We start from the raw sequence: 14,104 nt of genomic DNA on the forward strand, positions 1-14,104 counted from the left end.
GGTGAGGACGAACCGACAAATGGTACATAATAACAAAGTTCTAACGGTTTCTTATGGGACGTTTTCATGCACGCTCGAGGGGTTTGAGGACTCCTTTGGCACCATGAAGGTGATCGCTGAGTATTTTCGCGACCTCGCATCTGATGATCGCTACTTTGGCGCAGAGCCTCCACAGCCCGACGCCGACATGCTGGCCCGCATCGCCCAGAAAGAGATCGCCCGTCAGGTCGAGGCCCGCAGCGGCGAAGGCGGCATCCATCTGCGCGCGGCGGCGGCCGCCGAGCAGCCACCTGCCCCGGCCCAACCCGCCCTGACTTCAGCACCTTCTACCGCAGCCGAGGTCGCGCCCTCCGTGTCCGAAGCGCCGCAGACTGATTCGCAGCCCGAGGACGCGACGCCCACGCAATCCTCCGCGGCTGCTGAGGATGCAGAATCCACCGATGAAGAAACCGCGACGGCGCGCAGCGAGGACGACACCTCCGAGGCCGACACGGACAACGACGCCTCCGACGCCATCCTCTGGAGCGTCAACACCACGCTCACCCCGGCTGAGCCCGTGGCCGCAGCAGACCCGGACGCCGAAGACATCACCCCGGCGTCGCCAGCCACTGCACCGCCGCGTGAAGATACCGTACCTGCGCAGGACAGCATTGCCGCCAAGCTGCAGCGCATCCGCGCGGTTGTTGCAAAAACGCCCGCAGACAACGATGATTTCACCGAAGATGAACACGCAGAGACCGTCGTCACAGAGGAGACCTCCGAACTGGAGGATGTCCTGACCACCGGCGATGACGCGGACAGCGAAGCGGTATCTGCCTCCGAAGAGGAATCGGTCAGCGACATACTGGACCGGCTGGACCTGACCGGGTCGCGCGCCGCATCCCGTGACGCGGACGAAGATCCCGCCGATGAGATCGAAGAACAGGCCGTCGCTCAGGAGATCGAGGACGAGGCTGAAATCCAGCCGGAACACGCGCCCGTGGCCGCAACGCCCCCGACCGCAGCATCACCTGTCGGTGCAGAACCGGCCGATGCAGGAGCCGCCAGCGCAGGACCGGCAGGGGACCCGCCACGCGAAAAGGTAACGCCACGCCGTCCCAAGCAAGGCCGGGTGATCCGCGTGAAGCGGGCTCAAGTCGACCCCAATCTGATCGACGCAACCGCCGAGCCTTTGGCCGAACCGCAGCCCTCCGAACCCTCCAAGACGCCCGCCCTCGCCGCTGCCAGCAGCCTGTCCGAGGATGACGAAGCCGATTTGGCTGCGGAACTGGCAGCCGTTGAGGCCGAGCTTCTGGCATCTTCGACAGACAGGGCTGACGATGACGCTGCGAAGGATGAAACCTCGGAGGAAGAAGACGCGCCTTATGTCACGCCGCAAGCCAGCCAGCATTTCGCTGACAGTGGCAGCGCAGCAGACGAAGCGGCCTCCGCCCGCCCGGCACGCGACATTCTTACGTCACGCGACAGCGCCTCGGATGGGGATGTGTCGCGCCTGATGGCCGCAGCAGATCACCGGCTAAACGACGAAGACGCCACGACGTCACGCGAGACCTACAATCAGCTGCGCGCAGCCGTGGCCGCCGCTCAGGCCGACAGCGACGGGTCCGACGAGGCCCGCCGCGAGGCGCGCACCCGCGCCTTCCGCGATGATCTGGCCAGCGTTGTGCGCCCCGGTCGCCCCGCCTCCGACGCAATGGGCGATACCGCGGCAGAACCGATGCGCGCAAAGGCGCCGTCCGCACCGCTGAAATTGGTTGCGGAACAGCGCATCGACCCGTCGGAGAAACACACTCCCTCCGAGGTTGCCTCGGCCGTGGCCGAAGGCGCACGCCAGGCGGCCACCGCGCCCGTGCGCCCGCGTCGCGTCTCCAGCGCGCTTCTGACACCAGAGCCAGATGAGGCCACGAGCGCGACCCAGCAGGACGGCGCGTTTGCTGACTATGCGTCGGACAAGGGAGCTGTCGAGCTGAGTGAACTGCTGGAGGCCGCGGCCTCTTACATGAGTTTTGTCGAAGGACGCGAAAGCTTCTCCCGGCCGCAGCTGATCAACAAGGTTCGGACGCTGGACACGGCCAAGGATGGCTTCAACCGCGAAGATGGCCTGCGCTCGTTTGGGCTACTGCTGCGCGAAGGCAAGCTGAAGAAAGCGTCAAACGGCCGCTTCTCAGTATCCTCCCAGATTGGGTTTCGCCCCGACAATCGCGCTGCGGGCTGAACACGCCCCGGCCTGCACCAGAGAGATCACATGCAAAACGCCGCCCCATTCCGGAGCGGCGTTTTGCATATCAAGTGATGAAACGCGCCCTGTCCGCCAGTCAAAATGCGCATCGAAAGAGAGGTTTTTCGCTTCGGGCTTTGCCCGAAGCGACCGGCGCCGCGCACCCCTTTGGGGTGCGCGGCGCCGGGTCCAACTGGACGATGTGTTCCGCCAGGGACACTGAGACCAGGCGGGAGCCTCCCCCGCCCTTTGGTCCCCGACCGTTATGTGAGCTACTTCGGGTGTTCGTCGTGCAGCGCATCCGGGTCTTCCTTGCCCACACCCTTGAACACGAACTTGAAGGGCAGCACCCAGGCCACGCCCAGCGCGACATAGACCAGAAGTTCGAGCCAGAGCGGCGGACGATCCAGAAGGTTCAGGACCGTCACCGCCAATACGATATAAACCGGCATCCCCACCAGGAGGATCACCAGCGCCCAGATCCGGCGGGCGCGATAGCTCAGACCCTCGCGCGCCATCAGTCGGCGAAGGGATCGGTCACCAGAATGGTGTCGTCCCGCTCCGGGCTGGTGGACAGAAGGGCGACGGGGCATTGGATCAGCTCCTCGACGCGGCGCACGTATTTGATCGCATTGGCCGGCAGGTCCGCCCAGGAGCGCGCGCCCTCGGTGGATTCGCTCCAGCCTTCCAGCTCTTCGTAGATCGGCTTGCAGCGCGCCTGCTGGTCGGCGGCAGTGGGCAGGTAGTCCAGCCGTTCGCCGTCCAGGTCATAGCCGGTGCAGATCTTCAGCGTCTCAAACCCGTCAAGAACATCGAGCTTGGTCAAGGAAATACCGTTGATGCCGGAGGTGGCGCAGGTCTGGCGCACGAGGCACGCATCGAACCAGCCGCAGCGGCGCTGACGGCCGGTGGTGGTGCCGAACTCATGGCCACGGGTGCCGAGCCGGTCGCCATCTGCGTCGGGCTTGCCCTCGGCGTCCAGCAGCTCGGTCGGGAACGGCCCTTCGCCGACGCGGGTGGTATAGGCCTTCACGATGCCCAGCACATAATCGATCGAATTGGGGCCGATGCCGACGCCGGTGGCGGCTTGGCCTGCGATCACATTCGACGAGGTGACAAAGGGATAGGTGCCGAAATCAATGTCCAGCAGCGCGCCCTGAGCGCCTTCGAACAGGATGCGTTTGCCGGCCTTGCGCTTCTCGTTCATCACCTTCCAGACCGGGGCCGCAAAAGGCAGGATCTCGCCCGCGATCTCCTTCAGCAATGCCACCAGAGCATCGCGGTCGATCGCTTCCACACCCAGACCCTTGCGCAGCGGGTCATGGTGCTGCAGCGCGCGGTCCACGCGGGCCTCAAGTGTTGCGTGATCGGCGAGATCAGCGACGCGAATGGCACGGCGGCCGACCTTGTCCTCATAGGCGGGGCCGATGCCACGCCCTGTGGTGCCGATCTTAGTGCCCTTGGAGGCGGCTTCTTCACGGGCGCGGTCCAGCTCACCGTGGAACGGCATGATCAGCGGCGTGTTTTCCGCGATCATCAGCGTGTCTGGCGTGATCTCCACGCCTTGCGCGCGCACCGTGGCGATCTCCTTCATCAGGTGCCAGGGGTCAAGCACAACCCCATTGCCGATGACCGAGAGCTTGCCGCCGCGCACCACACCCGAGGGCAGCGCGTGCAGCTTGTACACCTTGCTATCGATGACCAGCGTGTGGCCGGCATTGTGGCCGCCCTGAAAGCGCGCGATCACATCGGCGCGTTCGCTGAGCCAGTCAACGATCTTGCCTTTACCTTCATCGCCCCATTGGGCGCCGACTACCACGACATTGGCCATCTCAGGTCCTTTGCATGCTGGGTTGAAACCGACGCCCCGTATAGCGAGCCGGTGCGGGCGATGAAACCGGAAACTTCTATCCGACGCGACTTCACCGCAATCACGGCACTCAATACTGCTGTCAGACGCCCTCTGGCAAATGCACCGGCTGGCCATGCGGGGTTGCGAGGTAGGCACGTTCCCAGCCCTGCTTCACATGCTCGACCTCGGTGGCCGTCACATGTCCTTTGGCGGTCATCATGGCTTCGATGGTCGCCAGCCAGATCTCAAAGTAATCGTCCCCACCGTTCAGCTCACGCGCCAGCCCGGCCTCCTGAAGTGCCGCAGAGAACTGCGTGACCCATTCGGGCCAGGTGAACAGCCCACTTTCATTCAAATGCACGGCCAGAGCAAAGGCCTGCGCATGCCAAGGCGCCTCAAACACCGGCGTGGGGAGAGTGTCACATTGCGGCATGGTCACACGGGCTCCAGATAGCTTTGCCACAGATCCAGCACCACCTCGTCGCCGGGATGCTCGGCATGTGTCCACAGCGCGCCAGCCTCGAACACCACCGCATAAAGTGGCTCCGGCGCCTCGCCCAGACTGTGGGCATTGCAGTCCGGCAGCACGTGACTGCCATGTTGGCGCAGGATCACCCCCTGCGCGGCACTGGCATAGGTCGGCAGCCGGGTGTGACCGCCATCCACCAGCGTATTGGCGCTGCGCCGGGTCCGCACGCGATCTCCGGGCTGGAATCGCACCTCCACCGCGCTGGCGCGATCCGCGGGACCACCCGCTGCCAACATACCTGCGACCTTTTGAGCTGCCAGTCGGCGTGGGCTGAGTGGATGCGCCTTGGCAGGAGGTTCGCCCTCCGACGCGCCCTCCGATACGATACCCGGCGCGTCAAGCAGATCCTCACGGCTCAGCACCCCCTGCTCCACCAGCAGATTGGCCAAGGCTGCCATCCATTTCTCGTAGTAACTGAAACGGGTGTAATCCACCGGGCTGAGCCGCTCGCGCGCATGGCGCGAGATATCGATGTTCCACTGGCCGAGCGAGCCACACGCCAGCGTCACTGCAAGCGCGCGGGCGTGCCACTCCTCGGAGAAGACCGGCGCGTCCTCCGCTTCGGGTTCAATCTGGCCGTCACCGTAACGCCCCCCCATGTCATGAAGACGGCTCACCGCTGCGCCCCCCGGGCTGCGGCATCGTCTGGCTGGAGGGCAAGGCCGGTGCCGATCATCGAATCACGGCTGACCAGCCGCTCCAACGCCTCGACGCTCCAGCCCTCGGTTCCTGCCGGACGCATCGGCAGCACCAGATAGCGGACCTCGGCGGTGGAGTCCCAGACACGCACGGCCACCTCGGCAGGCAGGGTCACGCCAAATTCCGCAAGCACCTTGCGCGGCTCCCTCACGGCGCGGGCGCGATAAGCGTCAGACTTGTACCACCCCGGCGGAATGCCCAGCAGCGGCCACGGATAACAGCTGCACAGGGTGCAGACGACCATGTTGTGGCGCGCGGGCGTATTTTCCACCACCACTACATGTTCGCCCTGCCGCCCATTGAGGTCGAGCTTTGCCAGAACCGTATCTGCATCTGCCAGCAGCGCCTCGCGAAACTCTGGCTCTGCCCAAGCCCGGGCGACCACGCGGGCGCCATTTTGCGGGCCGATATGGTTTTCGTAAGTGTCGATGATTTCATCCAAGGCAGCCGGATCGATCAGCCCCTTACGAGTTAGAATCGTCTCCAGCGCCCGCACCCGGAGCACCGGATCAGAGGGCAAATGGGAATGCGGCTGGCTGTGCGGGTCATCTATGTCATGCGGCATGATCTGGACCTTGCCCTTGCAAATGCGCCCTGTCCAGATGTTCGACACGGAATGACAGGCCACAGGGGCGGGCACGCCGTAACTCGGCCCTTGCCCCGACCGGCAATCTTCCCTATGAACCGCTCGATACTCAGCCAACAGCCGCAGGAACCTATGGAAAACGTCGTTCTCATCATCCATCTTCTTCTGGCGCTCGGCCTCATTGCCGTTGTTCTTCTGCAACGCTCCGAAGGCGGAGGACTTGGCATGGGTGGCGGCGGTGGCGGCGGCGCCATGAGCGGACGTGCCGCAGCAACCGCATTGAGCAAGATCACATGGGTTCTGGCCATCGCGTTCATCGCGACCTCCATCACCCTCACGGTGTTGGCAGCACAGAAATCCAGCCGTTCCTCGATCACCGACGGCCTCGGCACACCGGCGGAAAATGGCGCACCCTCCGCGCCCGCTTCTCCCTTGGGCAGCGACCTGCTGCCGCCGAGCCAGGACGAAAACGCGCCGCTGGTACCCAGCGCCGACTAACCTACAAAACCTAGACAAACTTTCGGGAACCGTAACAGCATCTTGCGGTTCCCTTGCGCATGCTGTGCGAATCTGATAGTTGTTAAGTCCCGTGATGCTGCGGTTTTTCCGGCGTGAAAATTCACGTTTTGAACAACCGCCGGGCAGCTAGAGATCCGGGGGTTCCCGGGTCGCGACTGAACCGATTTGGACCTGACACGATCTCACGGGGGCAGCCGAAAACATGGCGCGTTTCATCTTTATTACTGGCGGTGTTGTTTCATCACTGGGCAAAGGGCTGGCATCCGCCGCTCTTGGCGCGCTGCTGCAAGCGCGGGGCTACTCGGTACGCCTGCGTAAACTCGATCCGTATCTGAACGTCGATCCGGGCACCATGAGCCCGTTTGAACACGGCGAAGTCTTCGTGACGGATGACGGTGCGGAAACCGACCTCGACCTAGGCCACTACGAGCGTTTCACGGGCGTGCCTGCGCGCAATACCGACTCGATCTCCTCGGGCCGGATCTACACCAACGTGCTGGAGAAGGAGCGCCGCGGCGACTACCTCGGCAAGACCATTCAGGTGATTCCGCACGTCACCAACGAGATCAAGGACTTCATCTCCATTGGTGAGGATGAGGTCGATTTCATGCTCTGCGAGATTGGCGGCACCGTAGGCGACATCGAAGGGCTGCCCTTCTTTGAGGCCATTCGCCAGTTCAGCCAGGATAAGCCGCGCGGTCAGTGTATCTTCATGCACCTGACGCTGCTGCCCTACATCAAGGCCTCTGGCGAGCTGAAAACCAAACCGACCCAGCACTCCGTGAAGGAGCTGCGTTCCATCGGTCTGGCCCCCGATATTCTGGTCTGCCGTTCCGAGGGTCCGATCCCCGTGAAGGAACGCGAAAAGCTGGCCTTGTTCTGCAACGTGCGCGCCGACAGCGTGATCGCGGCGCAGGATCTGAAATCCATCTACGAGGCGCCGCTGGCCTATCACCGCGAAGGTCTCGATCAGGCGGTTCTGGACGCCTTTGGCATCGCCCCTGCCCCGCGCCCGACGCTGGACACATGGGAAGACGTGGCCGACCGCATCTACAACCCCGAGGGTGAGGTCAAAGTCGCCATCGTCGGCAAATACACCCAGCTTGAGGACGCCTATAAATCCATCGCCGAGGCGCTGACCCATGGCGGTATGGCGAACCGGGTGAAGGTGCGTATCGAATGGGTCGACGCAGAGCTGTTCGACACGGAAGACGCGACACCCTACCTGCAAGGTTTCCACGCGATCCTCGTTCCCGGCGGCTTTGGCGAGCGCGGCACCGAAGGTAAGATCAAAGCTGCGCAATATGCCCGCGAGCACAAGGTGCCCTACCTCGGCATCTGCCTCGGCATGCAAATGGCGGTGATTGAAGCCGCCCGCAATGTGGCCGGAATCGAGGAAGCAGGTTCGGAAGAGTTTGACCATGAGGCGGGTAAAAAGCGTTTTGAACCCGTGGTTTACCACCTAAAGGAATGGGTACAGGGCAACCACCGGGTCAGCCGCAGCGCCGATGACGACAAGGGCGGTACCATGCGCCTGGGCTCTTATGATGCATCTCTGGCCGAGGGCTCTCGGGTGGCAGAGGTCTACGAAAGCACCACCATCGAGGAACGCCACCGTCACCGCTATGAGGTCGACATCAAGTACCGTGACAAGCTTGAGGCCTGCGGATTGAAATTCACCGGCATGAGCCCCGATGGCCGCCTGCCGGAGATCGTGGAATGGACCGACCACCCGTGGTTCATTGGCGTGCAGTTCCACCCGGAGCTGAAGTCCAAGCCGTTCAATCCACATCCGCTGTTCAAGGACTTCGTCCGCGCGGCCAAGGAAACGTCGCGTCTGGTCTGAGGTCAGGAGCGCCTGCCATAGCAGCATGATTTTAGGAGGGCATCCCGACGCGGGGTGCCCTTTTTTTGTTCTCTTGGCACGAGAGTTGAGGGGTGCAACACTCTCGCCCAAGCTAGAAGGAGCGAGCTATGCAAGCTGGACTGGGCCGCATCATTCTCTACACGAAGCACATCGACGAGATGGTCGCGTTCTACACCGTGCTGTTCGGCTACACCCGACAGGATGCTCCGGGGGACCGCATCGTCGAGCTTCGCCCGTCCACCGCGGGCATACCAATCCTGCTGCACCCGGCCGCCCGCAGCCAGAAACAGGGGCAGGCCTGCGTGAAACTGGTCTTTGACGTCGCAGATGTCTTCGCATTCTGCGCCGACGCTGCTGATGCCGGGTTTGCCTTTGGGACTATACACGATGCTGATGGCTACCAGTTTTCCAATTGCAAGGACCCCAGTGGCAACTCGGTCTCCGTCTCCAGTCGCGCCGGAAGCTCTGCAAACAATTGATCTTTGTTAGCAATTTGGAAGCTTGAATCGCCTATCGTCCCGAGTTGACGATGCGATCAAAGCGAGGCCGAGAATGGCCGCTGGAGACAAGCAAATGCCAGAAACAGGCAAGGAGCCCCGGGAAGAGTTCCCGGTGATCGGAACCGAAGAGGTCCCGGCCGTCTTTTTCGACGGGGACAAGCTGCTCTTGTGTTACGAGGTCGCGCCGATCGCCGGCGGTGGGCTGGCCATTCTGGAATTCGATGATGTGCTGGATTTCCGTGTCGACCCGATGAATGTCGATGAGCTGTCCGATTCCCCCTATCCAGTATCCGCCTGGAATATCACCGAGATCTGCGGCAGCGAGAAGGCCGCACGCTGGGCCGCAATGGATGCCCGCTACTGGAGCCTGTCGTTCAGCGACATGACCCTGACGGTGCTGTTCGACACCGTACGCCTGGCTGGACGCACCCGCGAAAAGCGCGCGCCCCAACTGGCATTGCGCCATTTCATCGGCTCGGCAGCCGCCGCCTAGGCAGCCATGCCAGCTTCCTGCCCAACTGGAATCGCCGGAGCGCCCCGCTGCAGGACTGCGACGATGCGGCGCCGGTCTCACCGGCTCTTTCGGCAATGCGGTCGGGTTCGTGCATCGGACTGAGGTGTCTGAGCAGTTCGTGCAGGCTCACAGGCTTTGACATCGCCAACACCTCCGGCCAGCGGTGCGGCCGTCAGGCCGCGCCAGTCATAATCGCCCTCATCATTCTTGAGATGCACGACATGACCGCACATGCTCCCCATGGGGGCGTTTTTTCGCTGGGTCACGGCCTAGGTTAGCGCAACCACCAGAAAGCGCTTGTTGTTTCTCTCATCGGCGGCGGTATAGAAGGAGCGACACAACACCCGTGCATTTCCCAAGGAGGCCGCGCGTCATGGCGACAGACACCGCAACCCATGAGCAACAGTTTGACCGCATCGCAACCGGCGAGGGCTTCATCGCCGCGCTGGATCAGTCCGGTGGCTCCACCCCCAAGGCGCTGGCGCTCTACGGGGTGATGGAAGATGCCTATTCCAATGATGAGGAAATGTTCGCCGAAATCCAGAAGATGCGCGCCCGCATCATCACCGCCCCGGATTTCAACAGCAAAAAGATCCTCGGCGCGATCCTGTTTGAAAAGACCATGGACAATGCCATCGATGGTACGCCGGTGCCGACCTACCTGTGGGAAAAATGTGGCGTGGTGCCCTTCCTGAAAGTGGACAAGGGTCTTGCGGATGAGGCCGACGGCGTACAGCTGATGAAGCCGATGCCCGATCTCGATGCGCTGCTCACGCGTGCCAAGGCTGCCGGAATCTTCGGAACCAAGATGCGCTCGGTGGTCAAAGACGCCAATGCGGCTGGCATCAAATCCGTGGTCGCGCAGCAGTTCGAGGTTGGCCTGCAGATTGCCAAGGCGGGTCTGGTGCCGATCATCGAACCAGAAGTCGACATCCACTCCGCCAGCAAATCCGAGGCCGAGGCGCTGCTGAAGGCGGAGATCGCCGCACAGCTGGACGCCCTGCCCTCCGGCACCAAGGTGGCGCTGAAGCTGACCATCCCCAATGAGGCCGGTCTGTATGACAGCCTGGCCGATCATGCCGCCGTGGTGCGCGTGGTGGCCCTGTCGGGCGGCTATTCCACCGATGACGCCTGCGAACGGCTGTCCAAGAACGGCAAGATGATCGCCTCCTTTAGCCGCGCGCTGACCGAGGGGCTGAACGCTGGCATGTCGGATGCCGACTACAATTCCGCGCTGGGGGCGAATATCGACAAGATCTATAAGGCCTCGATCTGATCTTGGCTCCTACGGGGGCACATTCCATTTGAATTGAAACGGGCCGCAACACCAGTTGCGGCCCGTCTGTTTTGGATCGGGTCAAAAGACGACCAGAGGACATCAGCCGCGGGCGGCGCGGGCGATGTCCTCTGTGCTGAGGTCGTAGCGCTGCGCAAACCGCAGGCGTGCCGCTACCAGACGCGGGTCATCGGGGCTCATGCCCAGCGTGCGGATGAACTCGATGCGCTGCTGGCGCTTCAGCGCCTCGCGGTCGATGGCAGTGCCCATGGCGCGGTCGATAACCTCACCGCCGGGTGACACATGAAACCATTTGGAAAAGTCGCGAAAGTGATGCTGGTTGTGCAGCTGGGTCACATGGCGCTCCACCCGCGTTTTGCTCACGTTCAAATGTGCGGTCATGTGGAACCACTCGTAACCAAGGAAGGTTGCCACGCCCCCGACAAGCACGATCGCCGCCGCCAGAGACAGTGCATGCAGCGGCACCACCATCCACAACAGCCCGTAGATCACCGCAAAATTCACCGCCAGCATAGGCAGCGCCACCCAGATCGGCGCGAAGAACAGCTGGTGATTGGTAGGGAAGTCATGGTGGCCGTAATGTGCCTGATAGAGCAGATCAAAGGCCCATTGGCGACGCGGCGGCTTCAGGTGAAAGATATAGCGATGCAGCCCGTATTCATTGAGCATCTGCAGGCCTACTCCCAGCACGACAAAGCCCCACTGCCAGGTCGCCCCCTGCATCAAAAGGATCGCCAGACCCAGCCCCACCGCGCCCAGCATCACCGGCACCGATGGGTGCGACAGCAAGAGTTTCAACCGCATCATGTCCGCTCCTCCCCGATTGGACCTGTCTGTTGGGCCGCCCATCGGGCTCCCGTTTTGAATGGCCTACTTATGGCCTACTTAAAGACCGGCGCGCGTTTCTGCATATTGGCCATGACCACTTCCATCTGTTCCGGCTTGCCGATCAGCGCCGCCTGCTCTTCGCTTTCGCGCAAGAGCACCTCGGCACTGCTGGCACCGCTCTCGGCATAGGCAACCAGACGTTTTCCAGCACGGATGGCATTAGGACCCTTGCCCGCGATCTCAGTGGCCAGCGCCTGGGCACGGGCCAGCGGATCCTCCGCGATCTCGGTCACCAAGCCCCAACGTTCGGCCTGCGTCGCCTCCACCGGCGTGGCGGTATAGGTCAGCAGCCGCAACACATCCGAGCGCACCAGCTGCGGCAGCAGCGCCATGCCGCCCATGTCGGGGATCAGGCCCCATTTCATCTCCATCACCGCCAGTTTGGCCTCCGGTGCCGCGATCCGGATATCCGCCCCCAGCGCGATCTGCAGACCGGCCCCGAAGGTGGCCCCGTGCAGGGCGGCAATCACCGGGATCTCCAGTGCGCGCCACAGCATTGCCACCGCCTGAAAATCATTCGCCTCACCCTCGGTGCGGTCCATGATCCAGGCGCTATCTTTCATCTGTCCCATGGCGGCAAAGCTCATCACGTCCAACCCGGCGCAAAAGCTCTTGCCCGCCCCCGACAGCACCACCGCGCGCGCGTCTGACGCGGCGACCTCATGGGCGGCGGCGATCACGGCGGCGAGCATGTCCTTGTCGACGGCGTTCATCTTGTCGGCGCGGGTCAGCGTGACATGGGCGACATGGTCGCGGATCTCGACTGAAACGCGGGCGTTGTCCTCTGCCATGATGGCTCCTCCCTCTGGCAATCTCTCTTGTCGTCAGCTTGCAGCGCATCGGGCGCGCTTTCCAGCCTGACGCCGGGGCATGGTTGGCGCATCATGCACACTTGCCCAGCTGCGCCCGCCCGGCTAGGTCTTGGCCCATGACAGATTTGCGCCAAACCCCGCTCGCCCAGTCCCTGCCCGCCTCCGTCCCGTTTGTGGGACCGGAAACCCATGAACGCCAGCGTGGCGCGCCCTTCGTTGCGCGGCTCGGCGCGAATGAGAACCTCTTTGGCCCCTCCCCCAAAGCGGTTTCGGCGATGCAGGCCGCAGCGGGTGAGATCTGGAAATACGGCGACGCGGAAAGCTACGAGCTGCGGCAGGCGCTGTCCGCGCTGCACGGGATTGCACCCGATCACATCATGGTTGGCGAGGGCATCGACGGGCTGCTGGGCAATCTGGTGCGGCTATATGTGGGCGCCGGTGATGCGGTTGTGACCTCGCTTGGGGCCTATCCGACCTTCAACTACCATGTGGCGGGCTTTGGCGGCGTGCTGCACACGGTTCCCTATCGCGATGATCACGAGGATATCGCAGCCTTGATGGCAAAGGCGCATGAGGTGGGCGCAAAGATCGTCTACCTCGCCAACCCCGACAACCCGATGGGCAGCTGGCATCGCGGCGCAGATATCGTGGCAGCGCTGGACGACCTGCCCGAAGGCAGTCTGTTGCTGCTGGACGAGGCCTATGTGGAGTGCGCCCCCGACGGCACGGCAGCGCCGGTTGATGTAAATGATCCCCGCGTCATCCGCATGCGCACGCTGTCCAAGGCCTATGGTATGGCTGGCGCCCGCGTGGGCTACGCCTTGGGCGCGGTTGAGGTGATTTCCGCCTTTCACAAGGTGCGAAACCACTTCGGCATGAACCGCTGCGCGCAGATCGGCGCGACGGAGGCAATCAAGGATCAGGACTGGCTGGCTCATGTGCAGGCAGAGATTGCCACCGCACGGGACGAGATTTCCCGGATCGCCATCGAGCATGGCCTGACGCCGCTGCCTTCGGCCACCAATTTTGTCGCCATCGACTGTGGCCAGGACGGTGCGTTCGCCAAGGCGGTGCTGGACGCTTTGGTCAGCCGGGGCATGTTCGTGCGGATGCCCTTTGCCGAACCTCAGAACCGATGCATCCGTGTCAGTTGCGGCCCGGAGGCCGAGCGGGCGGCCTTCGCAGCGGCCCTGCCAGAGGCCTTGGCGGAGGCCCGATCACAAGCAGACCGATAAACCGGAGCACGCGCGCCAGCGGCTTTACTCGGGATTTACCTCTTTGGCTTTAGTCTGAACGGGCATTGCCTGTCTGGAGGGGTAATATGAGACGCCATGATGTACCGCCTGCCTCGACGGACTTGCTGTCCGCCACGCTCAGCTTTCTGACCGTGAACCTGCTGTGGATCTTCATCGTGCTGTGGTTGCTTTACGGGCTTGCGCCGGTGCTTCTGCTGGCCGTCGTGATGAACCACATGATCAACCGACTGGAGGTTCGCATGCTGTGGGCTCACCAGAAGTCGGAGCGACGCGCCTAAGGCAGCTCGCAAGATCCGCCTGTGGGGATGCCAGCCGTCGACGCGTCGTCTCTGGCAGGCGCCTGCGGAGCGGAATTGATCTGCCCGCGAGATGCGGGCCGCGATCCATGTGTCTACATTCTAAGTGCGCTCTATGGCCATTGCGGACCAGAATCCGGCTTTACGCCACTGCGCTCAGACTCTTCTTCTTTCACCGCAAATGTGCACGCCGTTTTGAAACCGGATCCCGCGACGGCAATCTGCCTGACCGAGGAGATATCACTCGCGGTTGAAAAGGCGGTCACGGGTG

General features: G+C 62.8%; 15 protein-coding genes. 8 read left to right on the forward strand and 7 right to left on the reverse strand.

All coding sequences use genetic code 11. The annotated features are described in order from the left end of the window. The first annotated feature begins 19 nt into the window (after window positions 1-19). Window positions 20-2,215: a chemotaxis protein CheA gene (locus R1T40_RS08870; protein ID WP_317386656.1), complete on the forward strand. Its 2,196-nt coding sequence runs from the start codon at window positions 20-22 to the stop codon at window positions 2,213-2,215. Window positions 2,216-2,490: 275 nt separating this feature from the next. Here the strand turns inward: R1T40_RS08870 and R1T40_RS08875 are convergent, their stop codons facing one another. The 5 genes from R1T40_RS08875 to nthA all read right to left on the reverse strand — a co-directional run bounded on the left by R1T40_RS08875 (window position 2,491) and on the right by nthA (window position 5,863). After that, window positions 2,491-2,736: a DUF2842 domain-containing protein gene (locus R1T40_RS08875; RefSeq protein WP_106162927.1), complete on the reverse strand. Its 246-nt coding sequence runs from the start codon at window positions 2,734-2,736 to the stop codon at window positions 2,491-2,493. After that, the gene (locus R1T40_RS08880; protein ID WP_317386657.1) at window positions 2,736-4,049 is read right to left on the reverse strand and encodes an adenylosuccinate synthase; all 1,314 of its coding nucleotides are present in this window, start codon (window positions 4,047-4,049) and stop codon (window positions 2,736-2,738) included. The genes R1T40_RS08875 and R1T40_RS08880 overlap by 1 nt, the downstream gene beginning before the upstream one ends. A 121-nt stretch (window positions 4,050-4,170) precedes the next feature. Beyond that, window positions 4,171-4,503 carry a nitrile hydratase accessory protein gene (locus R1T40_RS08885; protein ID WP_317386965.1) on the reverse strand — a complete coding sequence of 111 codons (333 nt, stop codon included), beginning with the start codon at window positions 4,501-4,503 and terminating at the stop codon, window positions 4,171-4,173. A gap of 2 nt (window positions 4,504-4,505) precedes the next feature. Continuing rightward, on the reverse strand, window positions 4,506-5,216 hold the full coding sequence (gene nthB, locus R1T40_RS08890; RefSeq protein WP_317386658.1) for a nitrile hydratase subunit beta: 711 nt from the start codon (window positions 5,214-5,216) through the stop codon (window positions 4,506-4,508). Then, entirely contained in the window at window positions 5,213-5,863 is a 651-nt protein-coding gene (nthA, locus tag R1T40_RS08895) for a nitrile hydratase subunit alpha (RefSeq protein WP_317386659.1), read from the reverse strand. The genes nthB and nthA overlap by 4 nt, the downstream gene beginning before the upstream one ends. 153 nt (window positions 5,864-6,016) lie before the next feature. Here nthA and secG point away from each other — a divergent pair, with 153 nt between their 5' ends. From secG to R1T40_RS08920, 5 genes are all read left to right on the forward strand, one after another. After that, window positions 6,017-6,382, forward strand: coding sequence for a preprotein translocase subunit SecG (gene secG, locus R1T40_RS08900; protein ID WP_106162931.1), 366 nt, complete (start codon window positions 6,017-6,019; stop codon window positions 6,380-6,382). Window positions 6,383-6,605: 223 nt separating this feature from the next. Next, on the forward strand, window positions 6,606-8,249 hold the full coding sequence (locus tag R1T40_RS08905) for a CTP synthase (protein WP_106162932.1): 1,644 nt from the start codon (window positions 6,606-6,608) through the stop codon (window positions 8,247-8,249). 128 nt (window positions 8,250-8,377) lie between these two features. Beyond that, window positions 8,378-8,749: a VOC family protein gene (locus tag R1T40_RS08910; RefSeq protein ID WP_317386660.1), complete on the forward strand. Its 372-nt coding sequence runs from the start codon at window positions 8,378-8,380 to the stop codon at window positions 8,747-8,749. Window positions 8,750-8,843: 94 nt separating this feature from the next. After that, window positions 8,844-9,263 (forward strand): hypothetical protein, encoded by a 420-nt coding sequence (locus R1T40_RS08915; protein WP_317386661.1) that lies wholly within the window; start codon window positions 8,844-8,846, stop codon window positions 9,261-9,263. A gap of 394 nt (window positions 9,264-9,657) precedes the next feature. Then, a complete protein-coding gene (locus R1T40_RS08920) occupies window positions 9,658-10,560 on the forward strand; it encodes a fructose bisphosphate aldolase (RefSeq protein WP_317386662.1) in 903 nt (300 codons plus the stop codon). 102 nt (window positions 10,561-10,662) lie between these two features. On the opposite strand, the gene R1T40_RS08925 is transcribed toward R1T40_RS08920, so the two are convergent. After that, window positions 10,663-11,388, reverse strand: a complete 726-nt coding sequence (locus R1T40_RS08925; protein WP_207796898.1) for a sterol desaturase family protein — start codon at window positions 11,386-11,388, stop codon at window positions 10,663-10,665. Window positions 11,389-11,462: 74 nt separating this feature from the next. Then, window positions 11,463-12,260, reverse strand: a complete 798-nt coding sequence (locus R1T40_RS08930; RefSeq protein ID WP_317386663.1) for a crotonase/enoyl-CoA hydratase family protein — start codon at window positions 12,258-12,260, stop codon at window positions 11,463-11,465. A gap of 137 nt (window positions 12,261-12,397) precedes the next feature. On the opposite strand from R1T40_RS08930, the gene R1T40_RS08935 reads away from it, so the two are divergent. Both R1T40_RS08935 and R1T40_RS08940 read left to right on the forward strand, forming a co-directional pair. Next, complete coding sequence (locus tag R1T40_RS08935) at window positions 12,398-13,516, forward strand: pyridoxal phosphate-dependent aminotransferase (RefSeq protein ID WP_317386664.1); 1,119 nt, start codon at window positions 12,398-12,400, stop codon at window positions 13,514-13,516. Window positions 13,517-13,602: 86 nt separating this feature from the next. Next, window positions 13,603-13,815 (forward strand): hypothetical protein, encoded by a 213-nt coding sequence (locus R1T40_RS08940; RefSeq protein ID WP_106162937.1) that lies wholly within the window; start codon window positions 13,603-13,605, stop codon window positions 13,813-13,815. Window positions 13,816-14,104 lie beyond the last annotated feature (289 nt).

It is taken from the genome of Tritonibacter scottomollicae, from assembly GCF_032924845.1.
Taxonomy (GTDB): domain Bacteria; phylum Pseudomonadota; class Alphaproteobacteria; order Rhodobacterales; family Rhodobacteraceae; genus Epibacterium; species Epibacterium scottomollicae.

Bases quoted from the DNA above. Each gene is read 5' to 3' on its own strand.
- R1T40_RS08870 (WP_317386656.1), top strand. From the start codon at position 20: ATGGTACATAATAACAAAGTTCTAACGGTTTCTTATGGGACGTTTTCA.
- R1T40_RS08875 (WP_106162927.1), bottom strand. From the start codon at position 2,736: ATGGCGCGCGAGGGTCTGAGCTATCGCGCCCGCCGGATCTGGGCGCTG.
- R1T40_RS08880 (WP_317386657.1), bottom strand. From the start codon at position 4,049: ATGGCCAATGTCGTGGTAGTCGGCGCCCAATGGGGCGATGAAGGTAAA.
- R1T40_RS08885 (WP_317386965.1), bottom strand. From the start codon at position 4,503: ATGCCGCAATGTGACACTCTCCCCACGCCGGTGTTTGAGGCGCCTTGG.
- nthA (WP_317386659.1), bottom strand. From the start codon at position 5,863: ATGCCGCATGACATAGATGACCCGCACAGCCAGCCGCATTCCCATTTG.
- secG (WP_106162931.1), top strand. From the start codon at position 6,017: ATGGAAAACGTCGTTCTCATCATCCATCTTCTTCTGGCGCTCGGCCTC.
- R1T40_RS08905 (WP_106162932.1), top strand. From the start codon at position 6,606: ATGGCGCGTTTCATCTTTATTACTGGCGGTGTTGTTTCATCACTGGGC.
- R1T40_RS08910 (WP_317386660.1), top strand. From the start codon at position 8,378: ATGCAAGCTGGACTGGGCCGCATCATTCTCTACACGAAGCACATCGAC.
- R1T40_RS08915 (WP_317386661.1), top strand. From the start codon at position 8,844: ATGCCAGAAACAGGCAAGGAGCCCCGGGAAGAGTTCCCGGTGATCGGA.
- R1T40_RS08920 (WP_317386662.1), top strand. From the start codon at position 9,658: ATGGCGACAGACACCGCAACCCATGAGCAACAGTTTGACCGCATCGCA.
- R1T40_RS08925 (WP_207796898.1), bottom strand. From the start codon at position 11,388: ATGATGCGGTTGAAACTCTTGCTGTCGCACCCATCGGTGCCGGTGATG.
- R1T40_RS08930 (WP_317386663.1), bottom strand. From the start codon at position 12,260: ATGGCAGAGGACAACGCCCGCGTTTCAGTCGAGATCCGCGACCATGTC.
- R1T40_RS08935 (WP_317386664.1), top strand. From the start codon at position 12,398: ATGACAGATTTGCGCCAAACCCCGCTCGCCCAGTCCCTGCCCGCCTCC.
- R1T40_RS08940 (WP_106162937.1), top strand. From the start codon at position 13,603: ATGAGACGCCATGATGTACCGCCTGCCTCGACGGACTTGCTGTCCGCC.